The following is a 25,591-nucleotide window of genomic DNA, read 5'->3' on the forward strand; positions in this document are numbered from 1 at the left end:
GTGACCGAAGGCGCCGAAGCCGCCCGGGCGGCGCTCGCCGCCGGGCGGCCCGCCCTGCTCTGGCGTCGCCAGGTCGCGGACACCGAGACTCCTGTCGCGGCGGCGCTCAAGCTCGTCGAGCCGGGCCGCGGCGACTTCCTGCTCGAATCGGTCGAGGGGGGATCGGTCCGCGGCCGCCACAGCCTGATCGGCCTCGCCCCCGACCTCGTCTTCCGCGCCACCGGGCCCGAGGCGGCGATCAACCCGCACTGGCTCACCGATCGCGAGGCCTTCGCGCCCTGCGCCAAGCCCGCGCTCGAGGCGCTGCGCAGCCTCGTCCAGAGCTGCCGCATGGAGGTGCCGCCCGAGCTGCCGCGCGCGCTCGCCTGTCTCGTCGGCTATTTCAGCTACGAGACCGTCGGACTGGTCGAGAAGCTGCCACGCCCGCCGGCAAACCCGGTCGGCGTGCCCGACATGATGTTCGTCCGGCCGACGGTGATCCTGATCTTCGACCGGCTCGCCGACGCGCTCTTCCTCGTCGCGCCCGTATGGCCCGACGCGTCGCGCACGCCCGAGGCGCTGGTCGACGCCGCCGCCGAACGCATCGACGCGACTGCCGCGCGCCTCGCCACCGCAGCCCTCCCCGCGCCGGTCCGGGCAGATCCGGGCGCGGTCGCGCTTACCCCGGTGCTGGAACCCGACCGCTATGGCGAGATGGTCGCGCGCGCCAAGGAATACATCGCCGCGGGGGACATCTTCCAGGTCGTGCTCGCCCAGCGCTTCACCACGCCCTTCGCGCTGCCGCCCTTCGAGCTGTACCGCGCGCTCCGCCGCGTGAACCCCTCGCCCTTCCTCTATCATCTCGACCTGCCCGGCTTCGCGCTCACCGGATCGAGCCCCGAGATCCTCGTCCGCGCCCGCGACGGCGAGATCACCATCCGCCCGATTGCCGGCACGCGCCCGCGTGGCGCCACCGCCGCCGAGGATGAGGCCAACCGCGCCAGCCTGCTCGCCGATCCCAAGGAACGCGCCGAGCATTTGATGCTGCTCGATCTCGGCCGCAACGATGTCGGCCGCGCGGCAGATGCGGGCAGCGTACGCGTCACCGACAGCTACACGGTGGAATTCTACAGCCACGTCATGCACATCGTCTCGAACGTGGTCGGCAGGCTCCGGCCCGGCGGCGATGCGCTCGACGCCCTGTTCGCCGGCTTTCCCGCGGGCACGGTCAGCGGCGCGCCCAAGGTCCGCGCCTGCCAGATCATCGCCGAGCTCGAGCCCGAGACGCGCGGGCCCTATGCGGGCGGCGTCGGCTATTTCTCGCCCGATGGCTCGATGGACAGCTGCATCGTGCTCCGGACCGCGCTGGTGAAGGACGGCGTGATGCACGTCCAGGCCGGGGCTGGGATCGTCGCCGATTCGGACCCGGCCTATGAGCAGCGCGAATGCGAGGCCAAGGCCGGCGCGCTATTTGCGGCCGCGCGCGAGGCGGTCGCACGGGCCAGCGAGGCGAGGTTCGGGCAGTAAAGGAAATTCCTCCCCGAGCAAAGCTCGGGGAGGACTTCATCTCAATCGTCAGACGGCGCCGTCGTCCGCGCGGCCTTCGCCTTGGCATCGAGCCGCTCCTGATACCATTGCCGGATCATCGCCCGCGTGCAGCCCGTCTGGCCGCCCGTTCCCACCGGCGAGCAGCTGTTGGGCAGCCCGGCGCGGTTGAACTCCTCGACCGTCTCGACGCGGTTGGTCCAGGCGTTCGAAGCCGGGCCCTCCTTGGGCTGGTTCCGGAAGCGCTTGGGGATGCGATAGGGCGAATCGCCGGCATTGGCGCACACCACCACTTCGTCGGGGCTCTCGGCCGGCGGGCATTTCTCGTCGCCATAGAGCAGGATCGAGCGCACCCTCTTGGGTGGTTCGTCCTGCCGGCCGCTGTCCTGCGCCACGGCAGGCGCGGCCATCAGCGCGGCGAAGAGCAAGGTGGAAAGCATGCAAACTCCTTTGAACAGCGATCAACGCCCCTGTGTCGTCAACCGTTGCGCCGCACTGTGGCCGCGCCAAGGCAATTGTGAGAATCCGCGAAACACCGTACCGCGGCGCGCATGATCCTCGTCATCGACAATTACGACAGCTTCACCTGGAACCTCGTCCATTATCTGATGGAGCTGGGCGCCGAGGTGCAGGTCGTGCGCAACGACGCTTTGACCGCCCGCGACGCGATCGCCAGCAACGCCCAGGCGTTCCTGATCTCGCCCGGCCCGTGCACGCCCAACGAAGCGGGGATCAGCCTCGATCTGGTCGCCGCCTGCGCCGATCTGAGGAAGCCCCTGCTCGGCGTGTGCCTCGGCCACCAGGCGATCGGCCAGCATTTCGGCGGGCACGTGGTGCGCGGCGGGCTGATGCACGGCAAGACCTCGCCGGTCGAGCATGACGGCACCGGGCTGTTCGCGGGCCTGCCCTCGCCCTTCACCGCGACGCGCTATCACTCGCTGATCGTCACCGACATTCCCGAGGATCTCGTCGTCAACGCCACCGCCGCCGATGCCTCGGTGATGGGCGTGCGCCACCGCGATCTGCCGATCCACGGCGTCCAGTTCCACCCCGAGAGCATCGCCACCGAGCATGGTCACGCGATGCTGGCGAACTTCATGCACCTTGCAGGGATCGAGGCCAAGGCGCTCGCCTGACGCAGACATCTTGCGACAATTTTGCCGCGGCGTTGCAATCGCCGCGCGACGAAGCGGCGCCATTTCCCTCCAATCGTCCGATCCTGGGCGCAATGGAGACTCGAATGAACACTAGACTGAAGCTCGCTGGCGTCATGCTCGCCGGCGTCCTCGCGCTGGGCGCCGGCGGCGTCGCGGTCGCGAGCATGGAGAACGGCCTCGGCCCTCTCGGCCGCGCCGATGCCAACAGCGACGGCCAGATCACGCGCGCCGAATGGGTCCAGGAGGCGAATGCCCGCTTCGACCGCCTCGACGCGAACAAGGACGGCAAGCTGGTCGGCGACGAGCTGCCCAGGCACGGCCCCCGCGGCCCGCATCGCGGCCATCACGGCCCGCGCGACGGCGGCCCCGGCTGGGACGGCGCCCCGCCGCCTCCGCCGCCCGGCGCGCCGCAGCCCGCCGTTCCGGCATCGCCGGCGCCGCAGAAGTGACACGGGAGGCGCCCGGGCAGCGGTCCGGGCGCCGCTCGCCGGAGCCGAGCCGCCTTGACCCGGCCCAGGGTGCCAAGGCTATATCCGCCGTTCAGCACCGGAAGGATGAGATGACCACATGCCGATCAATCGGAGGGATGTCGTGAAGGCAGTAGCGCTGGGCGGCGCTGCCCTGGCCTCAGACGCGGCTGCGGCGGCATCGGTGCCGGAAGGCGCCAAGATCGTCCATCACGTCTTCTTCTGGCTGAAACGGCCCGGATCGTCCGAGGATCGCGAGCAACTGGTCGCCGGCCTGCGCGCGCTCGCGAAGATCCCCGTCATCCGCAACCTGCAGATCGGCGTCCCCGCATCGACCGAGCAGCGCGACGTCGTCGATTCGAGCTTCGACGTGTCCGAGCTCATGGTGTTCGACAATGTCGTCGACCAGAAAGTGTATCAGGACCATCCGCTCCACCAGGATTTCGTCGCCAAGTGCAGCCCTTTGTGGCGCAAGGTCATCGTCTACGACATGCTGACGGTCTGAACTGTCGCCGGGAGACACAGCCCGGCTTGACCTAACCCCCATCAGGATTTGCTCGACTCCGGCCCGCGGCGCCGGAATAGAGGCTGGGTGACCGTCTTCACCCTCCTCCCCGACCCCTCCTCGCCGCTCGCGCGCGAGAGCGCCGCGCAGGCCTTCGCCGACATCCTCGACGGCACCGTGCCCGAGGAGGCGATCGAAGCCTTCCTGATCGCGCTCAGCGTCCGCGGCGAGACCAGCATCGAGATCGCCGAAGCGGCACGGGCGATGCGCGAGCGGCTGATCCCGATCACCGCCCCCGAGGGCGCGATCGACGTCTGCGGCACCGGCGGCGATGGCCACCACACGCTCAACGTCTCGACCGCGGTGAGCCTCGTCGTCGCGGCCTGCGGCGTTCCCGTCGCCAAGCATGGCAACCGCGCCGCCTCGTCCAAGGCCGGCGCCGCCGACACCCTCGAGGCTTTGGGCCTCAACCTCGACCGCGCCGCCGCGCGCGCCGAGGAGAGCCTGCACGAGCTCGGCATCGCCTTCCTCTTCGCCCAGCACCATCATCCCGCGTTGGCACGGATCGGCCCGATCCGGCGCCGCATCGGCCGCCGGACGATCTTCAACCTGATGGGTCCGCTCGCCAATCCGGCGCATGTCACGCGCCAGTTGATCGGCATCGCCCGTCCCGACTACGCGCCGATCTATGCCGAGGCGCTCACCCAGCTCGGCTCGCAGGCCGCAGCGGTCGTCTCGGGCGAGGAAAGCCTCGACGAGCTTTCTACCGCGGGCGCGAGCATCGTCGTCAATGTCGGCTCCGCCAGCCTGCCCACGCGCATCGTCCCCGAGGACGCCGGCCTGCCGCGCCATCCGCTCGCCGCGATCCGCGGCGGCGATCCCGAATATAATGCGCTCGCGCTCCGCCGCCTGCTGCTCGGCGAGACCGGCGCCTATCGCGACGCCGTGCTGCTCAACGCCGCCGCCGCCTTGATGGTCGCGGGGCGAGCCGCCAACCTCGTCGACGGTGTCGAGGAAGCCGCCGAGGCGATCGACGGCGGGCTTGCCAACACCCTGCTCGACTGCTGGATCGCCTTCGCATGAGCACGATCCTCGACAAGATCCTCGAGACCAAGCGCGGCGAAGTGGCGGCGCGCCGGCGCACGGCCGTCGAACGCCCGAAGCCGAGCGCGCCGCGCGGCTTCAAGGCGGCGCTCGACGCCAAGGTCGCCGCCGGCGGCTTCGGCCTTATCGCCGAGATCAAGAAGGCGAGCCCGTCCAAGGGCCTGATCCGCCCCGATTTCGATCCCCCCGCCCATGCCCGCGCCTATCAGGCCGGCGGCGCGGCCTGCCTCTCGGTGCTCACCGACCAGGAATATTTCCAGGGCCATGAGGACTATCTGATCGCCGCGCGCGCCGCGTGCGACCTGCCGGTGATCCGCAAGGACTTCATGGTCGACCCGTGGCAGGTGGCGGAATCGCGCGGCATCGGCGCCGACGCGATCCTGATCATCGTCGCCGCGCTCGAAGACGGCGCGATGGCCGAGATCGAAGCCGCCGCCTTCGAGCAAGGCATGGACGTGCTGGTCGAGGTCCACGACGCCGACGAGCTCGAACGCGCGCTCAGGCTGAGGTCGCGCCTGATCGGGGTCAACAATCGCAATCTCAAGACCTTCGAGGTCGACCTTCAAAAGACCTACGAACTCGTCCGCCAAGCCCCGAAGGATTGCACCTTCGTCGCCGAATCGGGCCTCACCAGCCGCGCCGACCTCGATGCGATGGCCGAGCACGACATTCGCTGCTTCCTGATCGGCGAGTCGCTGATGCGCCAGGAGGATGTCGAAGCGGCAACCCGGGCGCTGGTGGGATGAGCGAGGCGAGCATCCTTTTCCCTCTCCCCTTGTGGGAGAGGGAGGGAGCCGACGACGTCGGCGGAAGGGTGCGGGGGAGTGAGACTCACGTCCCCCTCACCCTTCCCACCGCCTCCGGCGGCGGGCCCCTTCCCTCTCCCACAAGGGGAGAGGGCGTTGAGTGACCTCACCCATCTCGACGAAACCGGCGCCGCGTGCATGGTCGACGTCGCGGGCAAGCCGGTCACCGCGCGCGAGGCCGTGGCCACCGGCCGCATCACCATGTCGCGTGAGGCGGCCGCGGCGATCCGCGCAGGCAGCGTCAAGAAGGGCGACGTTCTCGCCACCGCGCGCATCGCGGGGATCATGGCCGCGAAGAAGACCGCCGAGCTGATCCCGCTCTGCCACCCGCTGCCGCTCACCCGCGTCGCGATCGATCTCGCCCCCGACGATACCGGCGTCACCGTCACCGCGACCGCGGCGACCGAAGGCAAGACCGGCGTCGAGATGGAAGCGCTCACCGCCGCCAGCGTCGCGCTGCTGACGCTCTACGACATGGCCAAGGCGCTCGATAAGGCGATGGTGATCGCCGAAGTCCGGCTGCTCTCGAAGAAGGGCGGCAAGTCGGGCGACTGGCACGCCTGAAACGCCGGAGCCCGAGCGCGATTAGGGATTCCACAACCCTTTGTCTTAACCCGGCTTTCAACCGCCTTAAGCAATGTCCTCCCAGCGACCGGGGTGGGAAAAACAGTAATGATTCAAACACTCAGGTCGGCGACCGTCTTTTCGCTCTCCGCCGATCCGCCCCGCGCGGTCCAGCACCAGCCCGACGCCCAGGCGGCGTTCGACGCGGCTTTCCTCGTCAGCGAATGCGAACGCTTCCCCTGCTCGCTCCAGCGGCTGTCGTCGGTCGGCGCCACGCTCCAGATCGGCGCCCAGCTCGCCGAGGCCGAGCCGATGCGGCTCGAAATGGCGAGCGGACAGGCGATCGAAGGCCGCATCGACTGGTGCGCGGACGGCGAGGCCGGCTTCGTCTTCGACGAGCCCATCGACACCATCAGCACCCTTGCCCGCACCCTCGCCAGTCTCCCCGCCGAGCGCCGTTCCATGCCGCGCGTCGAGATCAACCAGCTCGTGTCGATCCGCAGCGGCGCCAGGGTCGAGCATGCGCGCACCCGCAACATCTCGCAGGGCGGCGTCGGCATCGACACGCGGCTCGAGCTCGCAATCGGCGATCCGGTCCAGCTCACCTTCGACGCGCTCCGCCCGCTCGACGGCACCGTCCGCTGGGTCCAGGACGGCCATGCCGGCATCGCCTTCGACGAGGAGCTCGGCTGGCAGACGCTGATGCCGTGGCTGCGCCACGCCCAGCGCACCCAGGCCAGCAAGCCCGCGCCGGCTCCGCTCAATTTCGAGAGCGAGGGGATGATCCCCGACAAGCATGCGATCCGCCTCGACGCGCCCGCCAGCGTCCGCGAGGGCGTGCGCTGGTGGAATGCGCGCGTCCGCGGCATCACTGCGCACCTGGTCGAGCTCGAGACGCGCGCAGTGCTCGCCCCCGGCGCGCAGCTCTGGGTGTCGCTCCCCGAGATCGGCGGCGGCCCGGCCAACGTGATCGAGGCGGCGCACAACCGCATCCTCTGCGAGTTCCGCCTGCCGCTGCGCCCGCGCGAGCTCAGCCTCGTCTCGAACAGCCAGGCGCCGCGCTGAGGTCTTGCGCCGGGGGCACTTCCCGGCCCAAGGCTGACGGCATGGCCACGCTCCTGCCCATCGCCGAAGCCCTGTCACGCCTGCTCGCGCTCGCATCGCCGCTGGCGGTCGAGCGCGTGCCGCTGGCGGGCGCCGCTGGGCGCTGGGCCGCGGCCGATATGCACGCCCGCCGCACCCAGCCGAGCGCCGACCTCTCGGCGATGGACGGCTATGCGATCCGCTTCGCCGACCTGCCCGGCCCGTGGCGCGTGATCGGCGAGAGTGCCGCCGGCCGCGCCTTTGCCGGCGAAGCGCAGCCGGGCGACGCCGTGCGCATCTTCACCGGCGCGCCGCTTCCCCCGGGCACCGACACCGTGATGGTCCAGGAGGAGGCCGCGCGCGAAGACGATCGTCTCCTGCTCGCCGGCGAGGGCCCGGCCACGCTGGGCCGCAACGTCCGCCGCCGCGGCCTCGATTTCTCCGAAGGCGACCTGCTGATCCGGACCGGCGAGCGCCTCACCCCCGCGCGACTGGCGCTGGCCGGTACCGCGGGGCATGGCGAGGTCATGGTTCGCCGCAAGGTGCGCGTGGCCATCGCCGCGACGGGCGACGAGTTGGTCGCGCCCGGCGCTCCGGTGGGCGAAGCGCAGCTCCCCGAAACCAATCGACTGATGCTTGCGGCGCAGCTCGCCGATTTGCCCGTCGAGCTGGTCGACCTTGGTATCCTGCCCGATCGCGAGGAGGCGCTCGAGGACGCTTTCCGCGCGGTCGACGCCGACCTGCTCGTCACCAGCGGCGGCGCGTCGGTGGGCGATCACGATCTCGTCCAACCCGCGCTGAAAGCGGCCGGCGCGGTGATCGATTTCTGGCGGATCGCGCTTCGTCCGGGCAAGCCGATGATGGCGGGCAGGCTCGGCGATACGATCGTGCTCGGCCTGCCGGGCAACCCGGTCTCGGCCTTCGTCACCGCCTTGCTCTTCGTCCGTCCGCTCGTCGCGCATCTCGCCGGTGCGGCCGATCCGCTGCCCCGCCCCCGCCCCGCCACGCTCGGCGAGCCGCTCGCGCAGAATGGCGAGCGCACCGACTATCTCCGCGCCGAGATCCGCGACGGCCGCGTGCTCGCCTCGACGCTCCAGGACAGCGCGATGCTGCAGACGCTCGCGCGCGCGACCTGCCTGATCGTCCGCGAACCGCACGCCCCCGCGGCCAGTGCGGGCGACTCGGTGGAAATCCTCGACATCGCTTGACAAGCTACCGGAACATTGCGTAAACGTTCCGTGTCTGTTCTGGACAGGAGGATTGGGATGCTCACGCGCAAGCAGCACGAGCTCATCTGCTTCATTGCCGATCGTTTGGCCGAGACCGGCGTTTCGCCGTCGTTCGAGGAAATGAAGGAGGCGCTCGACCTCAAGTCCAAGTCGGGCGTGCACCGGCTGATCAGCGCGCTCGAGGAACGCGAGTTCATCCGCCGCCTGCCCAATCGGGCCCGCGCGCTCGAAGTGCTCCGCATGCCCGAGCGCGGCGATGCGAAGAAGGGTGTAGTCAAGCCTCGCGCGATGGACCAGTCAACTTCGTCAACTTCGCCAGGACAAGCGCTTCCGAGTCCCGCCAACGACGTGGTCGAGATCCCCCTGCACGGTCGCATCGCCGCCGGTACCCCGATCGAGGCGCTCGAAGGCGCGACCATGCTCCCCGTCCCCGCCGCCCTGCTCGGCTCGGGCGAGCATTATGCGCTCGAAGTCGCGGGCGATTCGATGGTCGAGGCAGGCATCCTCGACGGCGACTATGCACTGATCCGCCGCACCGAAATCGCACGCGATGGCGAGATCATCGTCGCATTGATCGACGACGCCGAGGCGACGCTCAAATATTTCCGCAAGGAAGGCGCGATGATCCGGCTCGATCCGGCCAATCGCGACTACAGCGCCCAGCGCTACCGCCCCGATCAGGTGCGCGTGCAGGGCAAGCTGGCGGGGCTGCTGCGGCGGTATTGAGCGGCGGACACCAGACAAGCTGACTGTCGGTCGGCTATACCTTAGCCCCGGGGCCTTCTTGTCCTTGCAATGTAGGATTTGGTCTGGTTGCATCAGGTGGTCGGCCTTGCCGACCGCTCTTTGATATTGCCGGTAGCACACAAGCGATAATCGCGTTCGCCTTACCTTCCGTACTTCAGACGATCTGGAGACAGGACGTCCGCTTATGGTGGAGAACGAACTTCCCAAAATCCGTCATGCTGAACTTGTTTCAGCATCCACCGGGCCATGAGCGACGGAGCCGCCTGTGGAGACATGGATCCTGAAACAAGTTCAGGGTGACGATGGTGAGGCGAGAGACCGTCCTTTTCAGATCGTAAGCAGCCATGCTCGCGCAGACGTTGCCTCATCGGCAGCGCTCCGACCGACGCGGCGATCGACCCAGGCGGGAGGACCGCCTTGGCTATCGGCTCATCTCCCGTTCCGCGGCACCACGAACGGCGGCTGCACGGTGAGCGGATCGAGCCACGGATGGGATCCCCCGCTCCGAACCGTCCGCACCCGTGCGTCCGCGAAATTGATCGCCACCCCACCCGTCTTCGCCAGCATGTCCCGGTCCAGCCGCAGCCAGCGCGGCGTGCAGCCGGGTGGCAGGCGGCGGTCGCTGACCACGACATCGGTCGTCCGGCAGAGCGCCACCATCTCACGCCACGGCACCAGATAACCGCTCCGCGTCGCAAGCACCCGCCAGCGCCGCGCGCCCGACTGCACCTCGACCAGGCAGAGATCGGGGCTGCACCGCGCGCCCGGCACTTCGGACAGCAGCGCCAGGGCTTCCTCCTCCGCCCCGCTATTCTCGCCGAGCATCGAGCGCGTGTAGTCGCCGGCGCGATCACGCAGCAGCGCCATCTCGCCGCTCGCCGTCCGGATCGCGAGGTGTCGCCCGTCGCCGGTGACGAGCAGGTCGGGCGGCGGCGTCAGCAATGCCCAGCCCAGCCCGATCGCGAACGGCAATGCGCCTGCCCAGCGCATGCGGGTCCGCCACAGGGCGACCCACAGGCCGCCGACCACGATCAGCGCATAGGCGCCCCCCGGCATCGCCGGCAGGGCGGCCACCGCGCCCGGCGCCGACGCGGTCGTGTGCGCCAGCCACAGCAGCAGGTCGAGCGCGCGCGCGGTCAGCCACCAGGCCGGCGCGCCGAGCCCCGCCACGTCGAGCACGAGCGCCAGCGCCTCGAGCGGCATGATCACGAAGGTGGTCAGCGGGATCGCGACGATGTTGGCGAGCGCGCCGTACACGCCCGCCTTGTGGAAGTGGAACAGCCCGATCGGCATCAGCGCGAGTTCGACCGCGATGCCGGTGAGCAGCAAAGCGCCGAGCCAGCGCAGGAATCGCCGCCCCATGCCCTCCTCGCGCCGCTTGAACCACCCCCGCACCCGCGGACTTTCGTGCAGCGCGACGATCGCGGTCACCGCGGCGAAGCTCAACTGGAAGCTCGGTCCGGCGAGCGATTCGGGCCATAGCAGCAGCACGAGGAACGCGCCCGCCGCCACCAGCCGCAGCGTGATCGCCTCGCGCCCGAGGCTCAGCGCGAGCAGGACGAGCAAGGCCGCCGCGCAGGAGCGGATCGTCGGCACCTCGGCCCCGGTCAGCAGGGTATAGCCCACCGAGGCCAATGCCCCCGCACCCGCCGCCACCAGCGGCAGCCGCCACCGCAGGGCGAGCGCCGGGCTGAGCGCGAGCAGCCGCAGCACCAGCAGCATCGCCGCGGCGGTCACGGCGGTGACGTGCAGTCCGCTCACTGACAGCAGATGCGCGAGCCCCGAGCGCCGCATCGCTTCGGAATCCGCCTCGGCGATCGCGCCCTGGTCCCCGGTAGCGAGCGCGCTGGCGATCCCGCCGCCGCTCCCCGCGATACGCGACTGGATGTGGGTCGAGAGCCGCGTCCGCAGATCGGCGCCCGGCGCGGCGGCGGGCTCCACGATCTCGACCGGCGCGAATCCCTTCCCCGTCGCGCCCAGTCCGCCGAACCATGCGACACGCACGAAATCATAAGCGCCCGGTACGGCAGCCGGCGGCGGGGGCATCAGCCGGGCGCGCAGCCGGACCACCGCGCCGCGCGCAAGTCCCTCCGGCGCGTCGCCCCGGGCAAGATTGACGCGCACCCGCGGCGGAAGATCGGCATGACCCTGCGGCACCAGCGTCACCCGCACCATGTCGCGGGCCGGAAGCTGCTCGACTCGCTCGACCCGCGCCGTCACCAGGACCACCGCCGGCCGTGCGAGTACCGGCGCCGCAACGCGCTCGCTGCGCCACCAGATCAGCGCGCAACCGGCGGCGAGCATCAGCCCGGCGACCGCCACGACACGCGGTGCCCTGCCCCCGCCCGGCAGCGCGGCCGCTGCCAACCCCAACGCCAGGCAGCCGAGCGTGAATCCGATCCAGCGCGCCGCGTCGGGCAGCACGAACCAGGCCGCGATCCCCGTACCGAGCATCACCGGCAGCCACAGCACCAGTTGCTCGCGTTCGGCCTCGAGCCAGCGTTCCAGCGCGTCCGGAAGCTGGCGACGTGGCCCCCTCGCCCCCATTTGAAGGGCGGGCAACCCCGTGCTAGGGGCCTCGGCGGCTGAGCTGGCCATCGATTTTCAACTCTGGGAGCACGCGCGGTTGAGCGCAATATCTGATACCGGCGCCGACAAGGCCGTCGTAACGCGCTTTGCGCCGTCCCCCACCGGATTCCTCCATATCGGCGGCGCCCGCACGGCACTGTTCAACCTGCTGTTCGCCCGCCACCATGGCGGCAAGTTCCTGCTGCGCATCGAGGATACCGATCGCGCCCGCTCGACCGAGCCGGCCATCGCCGCGATCCTGGACGGGATGCGCTGGCTCGGCCTCGATTGGGACGGTGAGGAGACCTACCAGTTCTCGCGCGCCACGCGACATGCCGAGGTGGCGCACGAGATGCTCGCCAACGGCCATGCATACAAATGCTTCGCCACCGCCGAGGAGCTCGAGGCGATGCGCGCCGAGCAACGCGCCAACAAGCAGCCGCTGCGCTATGACGGCCGCTGGCGCGACCGCGACGAGAGCGAGGCGCCCGCAGGCGCGCCTTTCGTCCTCCGTCTCAAGGCACCGCGCGAGGGCAGCGTCACGATCGACGATCAGGTCCAGGGCCCGGTCACCGTCAACAACAGCGAGCTCGACGACATGGTCCTGCTCCGCTCGGACGGCACGCCGACCTATATGCTCGCAGTGGTGGTCGACGATCACGACATGGGCGTCACCCACGTCATCCGCGGCGACGACCATCTCAACAATGCCTTCCGCCAGCTCCCCATCTATCGTGCGATGGACTGGCCCGAGCCGACCTATGCGCACATCCCGCTGATCCACGGCGCGGACGGCGCCAAGCTCTCCAAGCGCCATGGTGCGCTGGGCGTCGACGCCTATCGCGACGAACTCGGGCTGCTGCCCGAGGCGGTTTCCAACTACCTGCTCCGCCTCGGCTGGGGGCATGGCGACGACGAGATCATCAGCCGCGAGCAGGCGATCGAATGGTTCGATCTCGCCGGGGTCGGCAAGAGCCCCTCGCGCTTCGACCTCAAGAAGCTCGAGAACCTCAACGGCCACTATATCCGCGCCACCGACGACGTCCGCCTCGCCGAGCTCGTCGCCCAGCGCCTGCCTTTCGAGGTTTCGGAATCGCAATCCACGCTGCTCGCGCAGGCCATGGCCTCGCTCAAGCCGCGCGCCGCGAATCTGAACGAGCTCGCCGATGGTGCGATGTTCCTTTTCCGGACACGCCCGCTCGATCTCGACGAAGGCGCGGCTGCTCTGCTGGAGGGCGGCGCCCCTGCGCTTCTCGCTGCGGTGCACACTTCGCTTGACGCGGCCGGAAGCTGGGATACGGAGGCGCTCGAAGCGGCGGTACGGACCGTCGCCGACGATGCGGGGGTCAAGCTCGGCGCCGTCGCGCAGCCTCTGCGCGCAGCACTCACCGGGCGACGCACCTCTCCAGGCATCTTCGACGTCCTGGCGTTGCTGGGGCGCGAGGAAAGCCTGGCCCGAATCGCCGATCAAATGACCAAGCCCGCCTGATTCGGGCCAGACGAGGACGACGTTTATGAGCGACACCGCGAAGCTTCAGGTTCCGGGTAAGGACGTTGAATACCCGATCCTCACGGGCAGCGTCGGCCCGGACGTCGTCGACATCCGCAAGCTCTACGCCCAAACGGGCATGTTCACCTACGATCCCGGCTTCACCTCGACCGCTTCCTGCGAGTCGGGCCTGACCTATATCGACGGCGACGAGGGCATCCTGCTCCATCGCGGCTATCCGATCGGCCAGCTCGCCGAGCAGTCGAGCTTCATGGAAGTCGCCTATCTGCTGCTCAACGGCGAACTGCCGGGCAAGGACGAGCTCGCCAGCTTCAACAACACGATCACCCGCCACACGATGCTGCACGAGCAGCTCGCGACCTTCTATCGCGGCTTCCGTCGCGATGCGCACCCGATGGCGGTGATGTGCGGCGTCGCCGGCGCGCTCTCGGCCTTCTACCACGATTCGACCGACATCACCGATCCCAAGCAGCGGATGATCGCCAGCCACCGGCTTATCGCCAAGATGCCGACGATCGCAGCGATGGCGTACAAGTACAGCGTCGGCCAGCCCTTCCTCTATCCCGACAACAGCCTGTCCTACACCGGCAACTTCCTGCGGATGACCTTCGGCGTCCCCGCCGAGGAATATGTCGTGAACCCGGTGGTCGAGAAGGCGCTCGACCGCATCTTCATCCTCCACGCCGACCATGAGCAGAACGCCTCGACTTCGACCGTGCGTCTCGCCGGCTCGTCGGGCGCCAATCCCTTCGCGTGCATCGCGGCTGGCATCGCCTGCCTCTGGGGCCCGGCGCATGGCGGCGCCAACGAGGCTGCGCTCAACATGCTCCACGAGATCGGCCGTCCCGAGCGCATCCCCGAGTTCATTGCGCGCGCCAAGGACAAGAACGACCCGTTCCGCCTGATGGGCTTCGGCCACCGCGTCTACAAGAACTACGATCCGCGCGCGACCGTGATGCAGAAGACCGTGCGCGAGGTGTTCGAAGCGCTCAAGGTCAACGATCCCGTGTTCGAGGTCGCGCTCCAGCTCGAGGAAATGGCGCTCAAGGACGATTATTTCGTCGAGAAGAAGCTGTTCCCGAACGTCGATTTCTATTCGGGCGTGATCCTCTCGGCGATCGGCTTCCCGACGACGATGTTCACCGCATTGTTCGCGCTCGCCCGCACCGTCGGCTGGGTCGCGCAGTGGAACGAGATGATCTCGGACCCCGAGCAGAAGATCGGCCGCCCGCGCCAGCTCTACACCGGCCCGACCCAGCGCGACTACGTCCCCGTCGACAAGCGCTGACCTTCGATACGCCCCTCCCTGCGCGCAGGGAGGGGAATCCCTCCGGCTGTTTCCGCCAAGATCCACTCCCGGAACGCCATCATCGCCGGGCTCGGCACGCGCGACTTGAGCCAGGTCAGCCAGTAGCGCCCGGTCGAAACCTCGATATCGAATGGCCGCACCAGCGCGCCGTCGTCGAGCGGCCGCCCCAGCATCGCGGCGGGAGCCAGCGCAATCCCCGTGCCCTGCAGCGCCGCCTCGGCCATCGCCAGCGACGAATCGAATACCGGCCCCTTGAGCGTCGGCACCACGACGCCGGCCGCGTCGAACCAGCGATGCCACTCGTCCGCGCGATAGGACCGCAATAGCGGCACACCGAGCAGGTCGCGCGGTACCCGCAGCCCGCGCGCCATCGCGGGGGTGCAGAGCGGCGTCAGCGGCGCCTCCATCAGTGGCATCGCCTCGGTCGCGTGCCATGCGCCGTCGCCGAAGCGGATCGCGTAATCGAGTCCCTCGCCGGCCAGGTCGACGCGATTGTTGTTGGTGAACAGCCGCAGGTCGATCCGCGGATGCATCGCGCGGAAGGCCGGCAGTCGCGGCAGCAGCCAGCCCGTGGCGAAAGTCCCCACCGCCGCCACCGACAGCAACTGCGTCGCCTCGCCATTGGCGATCCCCTCGACCAGCTCGGCGATACGATCGAAGCTCTCGGCGAGCGCGGGCTGCAGCGCGACTCCTTCGTCGGTCAGCGCCAGCCCTCGCGGCAAGCGGCGGAAGAGCTGCACCCCCAGCCGCGTCTCGAGCCCCTTGACCTGATGGCTCACCGCCGCCTGGGTTACGCAGAGTTCGATCGCCGCCCGGGTGAAGGACAAATGGCGCGCCGAGGCCTCGAAGGCGCGCAGGGCATTGAGCGGCAAATGAGGGCGGACCATCGCAAAGCCATAAGGTGATCTAATGGCTGAAGCCAGTCGCCGCCCAGAACCTGGCTGAATCTGTACCCGAGACTACAACCCGATTCAGCTTGGCGAAGCCTGGCGGCGCCTATCCTCCTCATTCTGCGGGATAGAGGAGAGAGAAAAATGAGGAGCATTGTCAGGATCATCGCCGCTGCGGCCCTCGCCGTCACGGGCGTCGCCGGCGCCAGTACCGCCAGCGCCGCGCCGGTGACCGTCGTCGGCGCCGCCGCCGCCCAGGACTATGGTTACGGCTATGGCTATGGGTATCGCGACGACTATCGCTATCGCGACCGCGATCGCTGGGACCGCGGCGACCGGCGCCGCTGGGACCGGGGCCGTCGCTATGACCGCGGCCGCTATTATCGCAACCACCACCGACGCTGCTGGACCGAATGGCGCCGCTATCAGGGCCGCGTGACGGTCTGCCGCCGCGGCTGGTGAAGGATGGGGCGCTCGCCGAGACCGGCGGGCGCCTCGCTCACCGCCAGGGCAGCGAGAACACGAAGCGCGCGCCCATGCCCGGCGCGCTGTCGACGGTCAGGTCACCACCCATCGCACGGGCCAGCCGCCGCGCGATATAGAGGCCGAGCCCGCTGCCGCCCGGCTCGTCAGGATCGACTCGGCCGAACTTCTCGAAGATCCGGCCATGGTCCTCCTGCGCGATGCCCTTGCCCTGATCGGCAACGATCACGCAGCCCTTGCTGCCGTCGCGCTCCAGCCGGATCCACACCATCGCCCCCGGCGGCGAATAGCGCACCGCATTGCCGATCAGATTGACCATCACCTGGAGCGCCCGGCGGAACTCGCCAGTCACCGGCAGCGCCTCGTCGAGCGCCGGCTTGTCGATCCGCACCTCGGATTGCGCCGCGCGCACGCCGAGCAACCCCGCCGCCCGCCGCGCGACGTCGGCGAGGTCGATCGGCTCGAGCAGGATCGCGAAATCCTCGCGCTCGATCGCCTGCAGATCGACCAGATCCTCGACCAGCCCGAGCAGATGCCGCCCGGCATTGGCGATGTCGCTGGCATATTCGGCATAGTCCGGCTTGAGCGGTCCTTCGAGCTGCGCGCTGATGCTGTCGGCATTGGCGATGATCTTGCCCAGCGGTCCGCGCAGCGCGCGATCGAGCCGCTGGCTGAACGAATCGGGGAAACCGCCGAACGAAGCCGCTGGCGCCGGCAGCGGCGTATCGGGGCCGGGTTCGGGCGGCAGCGGCGCCTCGAGCATGTGCGCGGCGCCGACGAAGCCGGCGAAGCGCCCGCCCGGATCGCTGCGTGGCGTCGCGGCGAGGCGCACCATCCGCCCGGTGCCGCGCAGTTCGGCCTTCTGCCCGTCGAAACGCGCCTGCGCCGCCACGGCGTCGAGGATCGGCAGATTGCCGCTTGCATCCTGCTCGAGATGGAAGAGCCGGGTCAGCGGCTGGCCGAGCATTTCGCTCGAATCGAATCCGTAGCGTTCTCCCGCCTCGATCGAGAGGAAAGTGATACGCAGCGACGCGTCGGTCTCCCACAGCCAGTCGGCCGCCGATCGGAAGAAATCGCCCTCGCGCTCGATGTCGCTCGCGGAGGCGCGCCACGCTGGGCGTTGGCGCCAGCCGCTCACCTCGAGCCGGATGCCGCCCTCCTCGGGATCGGCGCGGACCCAGAGATCGAGATCGTCGTCGCCGTCGGCGGCGACGACATTGCGCGAGATCGCGATGCCCAGCCGCTGCGCGAGCCGCGCCAGCGCCGCGATCGGGGGCACCGCGAGCGGCGCGCCGGTCTCGCCGCCCGCGCGCTGGTTGAGCTCGGCCAGCCGCGATTCGGCATCGATCAGCCGGCCCTCATGGTCCAGCCGTCCGCACGACACGGGGAGCGAGCGGTCGATCGCGTTCATGCGACACCGTTCGCGCGTTCGAGCGCCAGCATCGCGGCGCGATAGTCGGGATCGAGCCGCAGCGGTGCGATCGCCTCGCGCGCGGCGTCGGCCGGGATCGCGGCGATCGAATCGAGCGTGTCGGCGAAGCGCTCGACGTCGCGGCGCGGATCGGCTTCGCAGAGCGCAAAGCCGATCTGCGCGATCCGTGCGCGGCCCAGTTCGAGCGCACGCAGCGCCAACCACAGCCGGTCTGCGGTGGAATCGAGCACGATCTCGCGCCCGATCGCATAGCTCACGCCCAGCGCATGCGCGAAGAGCGCGATGAACAGGACGATGCGGCGATCGCCGAGCGCCTCGACCAGCAATTTAGGAAGCTCGTCCGGCTGCGCGTCGATCGCGGTGGCGAAGCGCATCGCAGCCGCCTCGAGCCGCTCGCCCTCGTCATAGGCGGCGAGGCAGCGCTGCGCCGCGTCCGAGATCGCGCGGTCGAGCACCGGCAGCGCGCCGTCGGCGGCCGCGCCCACGCGTTCGCGCAATGCCGCCGCCACCCACCAGACGAGCCGGTGGTGCAGATCGGCGGGCAGGTCGGTGTGGGTCAGCTGCCCCACATCGGGACCGCCGCGCCGCCGGCTTTCGGCGACGAGCACCGCCATCGCGCCGCTCGCGAGCGCGCGATCGGGATGCTGGACGAATCGGTTGACCAGGCTCGGCCGCTCGGGATCGTCGGGGGCGTTCATCGGCAGCGCCGCGGCGATCGCATCCTGGCGCACGCGCGCCATCAGCTCGGCCATCAGCGCGGCATCGCGCAGCAGTCCCGACGCATATAGCCGCTCGAAGACCGTGGCCTCGGTGCGCAGGATCGCCGCGGCGAGGCGCGTCTCCCCGCGGCTGCCCAGCAGCTTCGCGCCGTGCTCGCGGAGATCGGATTCGGTCGTTTCGATCAGCGCCCGCAGCAACAGCGCCAGCGCAGCGCGGGTGCGCTCGTCGAGCCGCGCCTCCTCGGGCAGGAAGAAATCCTGGATCGCCACCGCCAGCCCGTGATGGACGCGCGTCTCCGCAGCCGCCGCGCGCACGAGCAGCGGGGTAGCGCCGTCGGTGGCGCCTGGGGTTATGTCGACGGGGTTATCCGACATCGACCTCTGACTAGCGGAATGTGATTAAAGCGAAGCTAAGCTTTTTCACGGGTGCCCTCAACCGCGGCGGCGAGGGTGACGAACGCATAGAGTGCAACGGCAGCGAGCCCGAACTGGGCCAGGCCGGCCAGCGCGAAGGGCGTCAGCAGCAGCAGATGCGCCGACGGGCTCGCCCACCAGCGCCGGTGACGCGAAGGCGCACGCTCGACGAGCAGTTGCGCGGCGAGCGCCACCACCGCGAGCACCAACGGCGTGGTCGTGTCGAGCCGCGCGCGCTCCATCCAGCCGCAGCCAAGGACCACGCCGCCGAACAGGACGAGCAGCGCCCATTCGATCCCCCGCGCGCGCCGCTCCTCGCCGCGCAGCGCCGCCATCGCCCCGCCGGTCGCCAGCGTGGCCGCGGAAAGCAGCGAGACGATCAGCCCCGTTCCCTCCCAATCGTAGCCGATCGCGGTGAACGAAAGCAGCGCCAGCACGCCCCCGGCGGCGAGCAGTCCCCAGCCCGGGAAATTGCGCGAAACCAGCTCGGGCAGCGCCATCCGCGCGATGCGCGTGAACACCCAGCGATCGGCCCAGCCGATGCGGCGCTCGGTCAGCGCGGCGAGGATGCTGGTGTTGCGGGCGGCCATGCCCTCGGCGCTGTGCTCGACGGCATGGCCGCTGCGCAGCCAGTTCGCAGTGAGCGGCACGTGCTCGGCGCCCGATTGCGCCGCGACGCGCAGCAGCGCCGACTGGAAGTCGTAATCCTCGGGCATCTGCGCGATCTGGCCGAGCTGGCCGACCGAGATGCGCGCCACGCCCGCCCAGCAATCGCGCATGTCGAGCCGCTCGATCGCCGCGGGCGAATCGGCATCGTCGGTGACGAGCAGCGCCTCGGGACCGTCATGGCCCATCCGGTCCATCACCGGATCGGTGGTGACCAGCCCGTCGGCCATCACCAGCACCCGCGCGTCCGCCTGCATCTTCTCGGCGGCTTCCTCGGCGGAGCGCACGATCTCGACGCTGAGTTCGCGCCGTCCCGCGCGATTGACCGCGGCGAGCAACGCCGGCGTCATCTTGCCGACCGCGACCAGCACATGCTCGGCGCCCGCCCCGGCGAGCAGCCTGATCTGATATTCGAGCAGGGTCATGCCGCCGAACGGCAGAGTCGCGACGAGCGTCCCCGGCCGGTCGCTCGCCTCCTCGATCGCAAAAATCAGCCCCGCCAGCATGGTTCGGTTCGTTAAGCCCTCAGGCTGTCTTGCGCAATCAGTACAGCAGGAACGGCCGGCGCGCCTCGGCCCAGGCCGCCTCGTCGGGAAGCGTGATCGCGTCGAGATCGCCCGCCGCCGCGGCATCGTCGACCCATTCGCGCAAGCCCGGCCCGCCGTTGATCACGTCGATCGCCAGCTTGTCGAAGACATATTCGTACGGAAAGTCGCGCCACAGCGCGTAGTCCGGATAGAGCCGCCGGATCGCCTTGAACCCCAGCGCCTGCAGCCGCCACGGCTTGAACGCCGCATGATCGTAAGCCGGCCCCTCGGCATGAAAGAACACGCCCGAACAGAGCTGCCCGACATGCTTGTGGAAGGTCGGCTGGAACCAGATGTCGCGGAGCGTGCAGCCCGCCAGCCAATCCGGCGCGAACCGGCGCATCTCGGCGATCACCGCCTTGGCATCGATGTCGGGCGCGCCGAACAGCTCAAGCGGACGCGTCGTCCCACGCCCCTCGGACAAAGTCGTCCCCTCGAGCATCACCGTGCCCGCATAGGCCCGCGCCATGTTGACGTTCGCTGCATTGGGGCTCGGATTGATCCACGGCCGCTCCGCCGGCCAGCCGAAGCCGGGCGCTGCCTCGGGCGCCCACCCTTCCATCTCGATCACGCGATAATCGACGTCGAGCTTGAACTGATCGGTGAACCACGCCCCCATCTCGCCCAGCGTCATGCCGTGCCGCATCGGCATCGGCCCCGCACCGACGAAGCTCTCCCAGCCCGGCAGCAGGGTCAGCCCCTCGATCGGCCGCCCCGCCGGGTTGGGCCGATCGAGCACCCACACCGCCTTGCCGTGCGCCGCCGCGGCCTCGAGCACGTAGAGCAGGGTCGTCACGAAGGTATAGATCCGGCACCCCACATCCTGCAGATCGACCAGCATCACATCGAACGTGCCCATCGACTGCCCCGTCGGCCGCCGCACTTCGCCGTACAGGCTGAACACCGGCATGCCGTAGGTCGGATCGGTGAAGTCGGGCGACTCCATCATATTGTCCTGAAGGTCGCCGCGAACGCCGTGCTGCGGCCCGAACACCGCCGAGACGTTGAGCCCCGTCGCGACCAGCGCGTCGAGCGAGTGCGTCAGGTCCGCGGTGACCGAGGCGGGATGCGCGAGCAAGGCGACGCGCTTGCCCTGGAGGGGCCTGCGGAGTTCAGGGTCGGCGAGCAGCCGATCGATGCCGAATTTCATGCCCGCATCGCTGCCGGGACTTCGAAGGCGAAGCAAGCCTCATGGTGGAAGTCGGGCTTGCCCGGCGGGTGGGTGAGCGACCAGAAGGAGCGCTTGCCGCCCTTTTCCTCGATCACCGCGGTAACGCCGACGCACCAGTCGCCGTCGGGCAGGCCGGAAAGGTCCACCGCCGCGCGCATCTCCCCGCCCCACCATTCGATCGCCGGCGGGCCGAGCGGCAGGTCGACCATGCCCGCGCGATAGCCGCCGAAGCGATAGGCCGCCCATTCGCCCGAGGGGGCGAAGTTGAACTCGTAATAGGCGTTCCCCTCCTCAGGGCGGATGAACAATTCGAAGCAGGTGGCCTTCCACAATTCATCCGCGCGGCGCGCCGGGGCGGGCGCGGGCGTCACCAGGTCTCCGGCGCCCTGCACCCGATATTCGATCAGCCAGCGCCCGTCGCCGCCGCATGCCAGCATCACGTCGATGCCCTGCACCGACAAAGGCGCGAAATCGGGATGCGGTACCAGCGTCCCATTGCCCAATCCTCTCCCCAAGGCACTTCCTCCATGCTAGGCGGCGCGGCATCATGACCGAATTCCAGTCCGATCTGCTCCGCCTGCTCTCTTCGCGCGGCTATATCCACCAGGTTACCGACCCCGAGGGGCTGGATGCCCTTGCCGCGCGCCAGGTCGTTCCCGGCTATATCGGCTTCGACCCGACGGCGCCGTCGCTCCACGTCGGCAGCCTCGTCCAGATCATGCTGCTCCGCCGGCTCCAGCAGGCGGGCCACAAGCCCATCGTCCTCATGGGCGGCGGCACCGGCAAGGTCGGCGACCCCAGCTTCAAGGACGAGGCCCGCAAGCTGATGACGGTCGAGACGATCGCCGGCAACATAGCCTCGATCAAGACGGTGTTCGAGAACTTCCTGACCTTCGGCGACGGCCCCACCGATGCGGTGATGGTCGACAATGCCGAATGGCTCGACGCGCTCGAATATCTCCCGTTCCTGCGCGACTACGGCCAGCATTTCTCGGTCAACCGGATGCTCAGCTTCGACTCGGTCAAGCTGCGGCTCGATCGCGAGCAGTCGCTGTCGTTCCTCGAATTCAACTACATGATCCTTCAGGCTTACGACTTCCTCGAGTTGTCGCGCCGCGCCGGCTGCCGGCTCCAGATGGGCGGATCGGACCAATGGGGGAACATCGTCAACGGCATCGAACTGTCGCGCCGCGTCGACGGCGCCGAGGTCTACGGCGTCACCACGCCGCTGATCACCACCGCCGACGGCGGCAAGATGGGCAAGACCATGTCGGGCGCGGTCTGGCTCAACCCCGACCAGCTCTCGCACTATGATTATTGGCAGTTCTGGCGGAACACCGACGATCGCGACGTCGGCCGCTTCCTCCGCCTGTTCACCGATCTGCCGCTCGACGAGATCGCCCGGTTGGAGGCACTCGAAGGCGCCGAGATCAACGAAGCCAAGAAGATCCTCGCAAACGAGGCCACCGCCATGTGCCGCGGCGCCACTGCCGCGGAGGAAGCCGCCGAGACCGCGCGCCGCACCTTCGAGGAAGGCGCTGCCGGCGACGCGCTTCCCAGCCACCAGGTGGCGGAGGGCAGCATCAACATCGTCGACGCTTTGCTCGCGCTTGGGCTGTGCCCCTCCAAGGGCGAAGCGCGGCGCAAGATCGCCGAGGGCGCGATCCGGATAGACGACCAGCCGGTCGGTGATCCGGCCGCGACGGTCACGGTGGCCGGCCAGGTCAAGATCAGCTTCGGCAAGAAGAAGCACGGCCTGCTCGTGCCGGCCTGAATCTGCCCGTAAGTCTATGTTAATCAGCTTTGTTTGAACGGAATTCACAGGCGTCGTCTATAAGGTAACCGTACCTCAAGTTTAGCGAGGCGCCTGTGAGTTTCACCATCGGCAATCTGGCCATCGCCGACAATCGGCGGGAAATGCGCGACGACGTGCACTACCGCGCACGCGCATTCGGTCCCGATGCGCGCCAGCTCACCTTCCTGATCGTCAACATCTCGCCGCACGGTCTGATGGCGCGCTGCGACACGCCGTTCGAGGCGGGGGACCGGCTTCGCATCGTGTTGCCCGCGGCCGGCTCGGTGGTCGCCGAGGTCCGCTGGTGGCTCGGCGGGCGCCTCGGCGCCCAGTTCGACCCCGCGATCGACCTCGCGACCTATTACGAACTCGTCGCGCAGCTGCTGAAGGGCAAGTAAGAGGCCTACCCCGCCCGCAACAACGCCACCGCGGCGTCGCGCTCGAACAGGTACAAAGCCGTCCGCGCCGCCTCGCCCCGCGCGGTCTTGAGCCCGCGATCCTGATCCACCAGCAGCCGCGCATCGGCATTGGCCGCGGCGATCAGCGCCTGCATCGTCTCGGGCGTCGCCAGCCGGAACTGCTGCTCGCCCGATTGGCGCGTGCCGAGCAGTTCGCCGCCCCCGCGCAACTCGAGGTCGCGCTCGGCGATCAGGAACCCATCATTGGTGTCGCGCATCAGCGCCAGTCGCGCCCGCGACGTCTCGCTCAGCCCGCCGCCGCGCAGCAACACGCAATGCGACTTGCCCCCGCCCCGCCCCACGCGCCCGCGCAGCTGGTGGAGCTGCGCCAGCCCGAAGCGATCGGCATGCTCGATCACGATCAGGGTCGCATTGGGCACGTCGACGCCGACCTCGATCACCGTCGTCGCCACCAACACGCCGGTCTCACCGCCCGCGAAGCGCGCCATCACCGCGTCCTTCTCAGGCCCCTTCATCCGCCCATGGACCAGCCCGACCCGGTCGCCGAACCGCGCCTGCAGCTCCGCAGCACGCGCCTCGGCAGCGGCGAGATCGACCTTCTCGCTCTCCTCGACCAGCGGGCACACCCAGTACGCCTGCTTGCCCGAGGCGAGGTGCCGCCCCAGCGCCTCGACGATCTCGCTCAGCCGGTCTTCGGAGATCACGCTGGTCTCGATCGGCTCGCGCCCCGGCGGCATCTCGTCCAATCGACTGACGTCCATCTCGCCATGCGTCGCGAGCTGGAGCGTGCGCGGGATGGGCGTCGCGGTCATCACCAGCAGATGCGGAGGCACCTGCGCCTTGGCCTGGAGCATCAGCCGCTCGGCGACTCCGAAGCGATGCTGCTCGTCGACCACGACCAGCCCGAGATCCTTGTAGCGCACCCCCTCCTGGAAGATCGCATGCGTGCCGACGAGGATGTGGATCGAACCGTCGGCGAGCCCCATCAGGGTCGCCTCGCGCGCCTTGCCCTTGTCGCGCCCGGTGAGGATCGCGACTCTCACGTCCAGCCCTGAGAGCATGCGCGTAAGCGTCTCGAAATGCTGGCGTGCGAGGATCTCGGTCGGGGCCAGCATCGCCCCCTGTGCACCCGCCTCGGCAGCGATCAGCAGCGCCATTGTCGCGACCAGCGTCTTGCCCGATCCGACATCGCCCTGGAGCAACCGCAGCATCGGCTGGACCTGCGCCATGTCGCCCTCGATCTCGCGGATCGTCCGCGCCTGCGCGCCCGTCGGGGCATAAGGCAGCTTCAGCCGGTCGCGCAGCCGTCCGTCGCCCGCAAGCGCCCGCCCGCGCTTGGCCCGCGCCTCACCGCGCACCAGCAGCAAGGCCAACTGGTTGGCGAAGATCTCGTCATAGGCAAGCCGCTCGCGCGCCTTGGCATCGGCGGGATCGGCATGAATGCCTGCCAGCGCCTCCTTCCAGCCCGGCCAGCCATGCCGCGCCTTGAGGCTTGGCTCGATCCATTCGGGCAGTTCGGGCGCGCGCTCGATCGCCTGCGCCGCCAGCGCCGCGATCCGCCGCGAGGTGATTCCTTCCGAGCAGGGATAGATCGCCTCGCGCCCGCCCGCCTCGTCCTTCTGGTCGAGCGGCAGGACATAGTCGGGGTGGACGATCTGCAGGTCCTGCCCGTACTGCTCGAGCTTGCCCGACACCCAGCGCGGCTCGTTGAGCGGCAGCAGCTTCTTCACCCAGCCCGAATTGCCGCCGAAATAGACGAGGCTGACATAATTGCCGTGCACGTCGATCGCATGCACCCGCGCCGGCGCGCGGGCGCTGCCGCCCATGTTGTAGTTCACCGGAGTCAGCTGGATCGCGATCACGCGTCCCGCATCCGCGGCCATCAGCTCGTCGCGCTCGATCCGATCGATGAATCCGGTCGGCAAGTGGAACGCGACGTCCACCGCCCGCGCCAGCCCGAGTCGCTCCAAGGGCTTGGCCAGCCCCGGGCCGATGCCCTTCAGCGCGGTGACTTCCGCGAACAGTGGATTGAGAATGTCCGGCCGCATGACTATCTCAGCCCTAACCGAAGCCGACGGTCGCTCAAAGCGCCGCCGGCCGATTTGCGTTGGAGATCCTGTGAATCGCGAACACCGCCTCAAGCGCCTGCGCTTCCGTGCCTGGCACCGCGGGGTCAAGGAGGCCGACCTGCTGATCGGCGGCTTCTTCGACGCCCACGCCGAACGCTGGAACGATGCTGAGATCGACCTGTTCGAGGCGATGCTCGAGGAGCAGGACGTCGACATTATGGCCTGGGCGATGGGAACTGCCGCAGTCCCCGAACGCTACGAGGGCACGATAATGAACGCGCTCAAGACACTGAACTACGTACCGATTTCGCGATAACCAAAGCCCCTCCCCTTCAGGGGAGGGGTTGGGGGTGGGGCCTGTCCGTCTCACCGA

At 69.1% G+C, this 25,591-nt stretch carries 25 protein-coding genes; 16 read left to right on the forward strand and 9 right to left on the reverse strand.

Translation table 11 applies throughout. The features are described from left to right. Complete coding sequence (gene trpE, locus MT490_RS09340) at positions 1 to 1,506, forward strand: anthranilate synthase component I (RefSeq protein WP_297386379.1); 1,506 nt, start codon at positions 1 to 3, stop codon at positions 1,504 to 1,506. Positions 1,507 to 1,547: 41 nt separating this feature from the next. Here trpE and MT490_RS09345 read toward each other — a convergent pair whose 3' ends face one another. After that, positions 1,548 to 1,964 carry a hypothetical protein gene (locus MT490_RS09345; protein ID WP_297386382.1) on the reverse strand — a complete coding sequence of 139 codons (417 nt, stop codon included), beginning with the start codon at positions 1,962 to 1,964 and terminating at the stop codon, positions 1,548 to 1,550. Positions 1,965 to 2,075: 111 nt separating this feature from the next. On the opposite strand from MT490_RS09345, the gene MT490_RS09350 reads away from it, so the two are divergent. From MT490_RS09350 to lexA, 9 genes are all read left to right on the forward strand, one after another. Beyond that, the gene (locus MT490_RS09350; RefSeq protein WP_297386384.1) at positions 2,076 to 2,660 is read left to right on the forward strand and encodes an aminodeoxychorismate/anthranilate synthase component II; all 585 of its coding nucleotides are present in this window, start codon (positions 2,076 to 2,078) and stop codon (positions 2,658 to 2,660) included. Between the two features lie 104 nt (positions 2,661 to 2,764). Beyond that, on the forward strand, positions 2,765 to 3,130 hold the full coding sequence (locus MT490_RS09355; protein WP_297386386.1) for a hypothetical protein: 366 nt from the start codon (positions 2,765 to 2,767) through the stop codon (positions 3,128 to 3,130). 118 nt (positions 3,131 to 3,248) lie between these two features. Then, positions 3,249 to 3,653 carry a Dabb family protein gene (locus tag MT490_RS09360; protein ID WP_297386389.1) on the forward strand — a complete coding sequence of 135 codons (405 nt, stop codon included), beginning with the start codon at positions 3,249 to 3,251 and terminating at the stop codon, positions 3,651 to 3,653. Between the two features lie 87 nt (positions 3,654 to 3,740). Continuing rightward, the gene (trpD, locus tag MT490_RS09365) at positions 3,741 to 4,736 is read left to right on the forward strand and encodes an anthranilate phosphoribosyltransferase (protein ID WP_297386391.1); all 996 of its coding nucleotides are present in this window, start codon (positions 3,741 to 3,743) and stop codon (positions 4,734 to 4,736) included. Then, positions 4,733 to 5,503, forward strand: a complete 771-nt coding sequence (gene trpC / locus MT490_RS09370) for an indole-3-glycerol phosphate synthase TrpC (RefSeq protein ID WP_297386394.1) — start codon at positions 4,733 to 4,735, stop codon at positions 5,501 to 5,503. Before trpD ends, trpC begins: the two co-directional genes overlap by 4 nt. Before the next feature lie 156 nt (positions 5,504 to 5,659). Beyond that, a complete protein-coding gene (moaC, locus tag MT490_RS09375; RefSeq protein ID WP_297386396.1) occupies positions 5,660 to 6,127 on the forward strand; it encodes a cyclic pyranopterin monophosphate synthase MoaC in 468 nt (155 codons plus the stop codon). Positions 6,128 to 6,235: 108 nt separating this feature from the next. Beyond that, entirely contained in the window at positions 6,236 to 7,192 is a 957-nt protein-coding gene (locus tag MT490_RS09380; protein ID WP_297386398.1) for a PilZ domain-containing protein, read from the forward strand. Positions 7,193 to 7,233: 41 nt separating this feature from the next. Next, positions 7,234 to 8,418 carry a gephyrin-like molybdotransferase Glp gene (glp, locus tag MT490_RS09385; RefSeq protein ID WP_297386400.1) on the forward strand — a complete coding sequence of 395 codons (1,185 nt, stop codon included), beginning with the start codon at positions 7,234 to 7,236 and terminating at the stop codon, positions 8,416 to 8,418. 57 nt (positions 8,419 to 8,475) lie between these two features. Further along, positions 8,476 to 9,165, forward strand: coding sequence for a transcriptional repressor LexA (gene lexA / locus MT490_RS09390; RefSeq protein WP_297386403.1), 690 nt, complete (start codon positions 8,476 to 8,478; stop codon positions 9,163 to 9,165). Positions 9,166 to 9,615: 450 nt separating this feature from the next. Here the strand turns inward: lexA and MT490_RS09395 are convergent, their stop codons facing one another. After that, positions 9,616 to 11,733, reverse strand: coding sequence for a ComEC/Rec2 family competence protein (locus MT490_RS09395; RefSeq protein WP_297386405.1), 2,118 nt, complete (start codon positions 11,731 to 11,733; stop codon positions 9,616 to 9,618). 79 nt (positions 11,734 to 11,812) lie between these two features. Between MT490_RS09395 and gltX the strand changes: the two genes are divergently transcribed. Both gltX and MT490_RS09405 read left to right on the forward strand, forming a co-directional pair. Further along, positions 11,813 to 13,243 carry a glutamate--tRNA ligase gene (gltX, locus tag MT490_RS09400; RefSeq protein ID WP_297386407.1) on the forward strand — a complete coding sequence of 477 codons (1,431 nt, stop codon included), beginning with the start codon at positions 11,813 to 11,815 and terminating at the stop codon, positions 13,241 to 13,243. A gap of 25 nt (positions 13,244 to 13,268) precedes the next feature. Beyond that, entirely contained in the window at positions 13,269 to 14,552 is a 1,284-nt protein-coding gene (locus MT490_RS09405; RefSeq protein WP_297386409.1) for a citrate synthase, read from the forward strand. Here the strand turns inward: MT490_RS09405 and MT490_RS09410 are convergent. Continuing rightward, positions 14,528 to 15,460, reverse strand: coding sequence for a LysR family transcriptional regulator (locus tag MT490_RS09410; protein ID WP_297386412.1), 933 nt, complete (start codon positions 15,458 to 15,460; stop codon positions 14,528 to 14,530). The two genes, MT490_RS09405 and MT490_RS09410, sit on opposite strands and share 25 nt — an antisense overlap. A 147-nt stretch (positions 15,461 to 15,607) precedes the next feature. Here MT490_RS09410 and MT490_RS09415 point away from each other — a divergent pair, with 147 nt between their 5' ends. Further along, complete coding sequence (locus tag MT490_RS09415; RefSeq protein ID WP_297386414.1) at positions 15,608 to 15,925, forward strand: hypothetical protein; 318 nt, start codon at positions 15,608 to 15,610, stop codon at positions 15,923 to 15,925. Positions 15,926 to 15,962: 37 nt separating this feature from the next. Here the strand turns inward: MT490_RS09415 and MT490_RS09420 are convergent, their stop codons facing one another. Genes MT490_RS09420 through MT490_RS09440 form a run of 5 tightly spaced genes read right to left on the reverse strand, consistent with a single transcriptional unit; the run spans position 15,963 to position 21,450 of the window. Then, on the reverse strand, positions 15,963 to 17,357 hold the full coding sequence (locus MT490_RS09420; RefSeq protein WP_297386416.1) for an ATP-binding protein: 1,395 nt from the start codon (positions 17,355 to 17,357) through the stop codon (positions 15,963 to 15,965). Continuing rightward, positions 17,354 to 18,472 (reverse strand): DUF2336 domain-containing protein, encoded by a 1,119-nt coding sequence (locus tag MT490_RS09425; RefSeq protein WP_297386418.1) that lies wholly within the window; start codon positions 18,470 to 18,472, stop codon positions 17,354 to 17,356. Before MT490_RS09425 ends, MT490_RS09420 begins: the two co-directional genes overlap by 4 nt. 35 nt (positions 18,473 to 18,507) lie before the next feature. Further along, entirely contained in the window at positions 18,508 to 19,683 is a 1,176-nt protein-coding gene (locus tag MT490_RS09430; RefSeq protein ID WP_297386420.1) for a hypothetical protein, read from the reverse strand. Positions 19,684 to 19,720: 37 nt separating this feature from the next. Next, on the reverse strand, positions 19,721 to 20,914 hold the full coding sequence (locus tag MT490_RS09435; RefSeq protein ID WP_297386423.1) for a DUF1343 domain-containing protein: 1,194 nt from the start codon (positions 20,912 to 20,914) through the stop codon (positions 19,721 to 19,723). After that, positions 20,911 to 21,450, reverse strand: coding sequence for a DOMON-like domain-containing protein (locus MT490_RS09440; RefSeq protein ID WP_297386425.1), 540 nt, complete (start codon positions 21,448 to 21,450; stop codon positions 20,911 to 20,913). Before MT490_RS09440 ends, MT490_RS09435 begins: the two co-directional genes overlap by 4 nt. 32 nt (positions 21,451 to 21,482) lie before the next feature. Here MT490_RS09440 and tyrS point away from each other — a divergent pair, with 32 nt between their 5' ends. Next, a complete protein-coding gene (gene tyrS / locus MT490_RS09445; protein WP_297386428.1) occupies positions 21,483 to 22,709 on the forward strand; it encodes a tyrosine--tRNA ligase in 1,227 nt (408 codons plus the stop codon). A gap of 95 nt (positions 22,710 to 22,804) precedes the next feature. Continuing rightward, entirely contained in the window at positions 22,805 to 23,128 is a 324-nt protein-coding gene (locus MT490_RS09450) for a PilZ domain-containing protein (protein WP_297386431.1), read from the forward strand. A gap of 5 nt (positions 23,129 to 23,133) precedes the next feature. Here the strand turns inward: MT490_RS09450 and recG are convergent, their stop codons facing one another. Beyond that, the gene (gene recG, locus MT490_RS09455) at positions 23,134 to 25,326 is read right to left on the reverse strand and encodes an ATP-dependent DNA helicase RecG (RefSeq protein WP_297386433.1); all 2,193 of its coding nucleotides are present in this window, start codon (positions 25,324 to 25,326) and stop codon (positions 23,134 to 23,136) included. On the opposite strand from recG, the gene MT490_RS09460 reads away from it, so the two are divergent. Further along, positions 25,268 to 25,534, forward strand: a complete 267-nt coding sequence (locus MT490_RS09460; RefSeq protein ID WP_297386436.1) for a succinate dehydrogenase assembly factor 2 — start codon at positions 25,268 to 25,270, stop codon at positions 25,532 to 25,534. The genes recG and MT490_RS09460 overlap by 59 nt on opposite strands. Positions 25,535 to 25,591 lie beyond the last annotated feature (57 nt).

The organism is Sphingomonas sp. (assembly GCF_026460985.1).
Taxonomy (GTDB): Bacteria; Pseudomonadota; Alphaproteobacteria; order Sphingomonadales; family Sphingomonadaceae; genus Sphingomonas.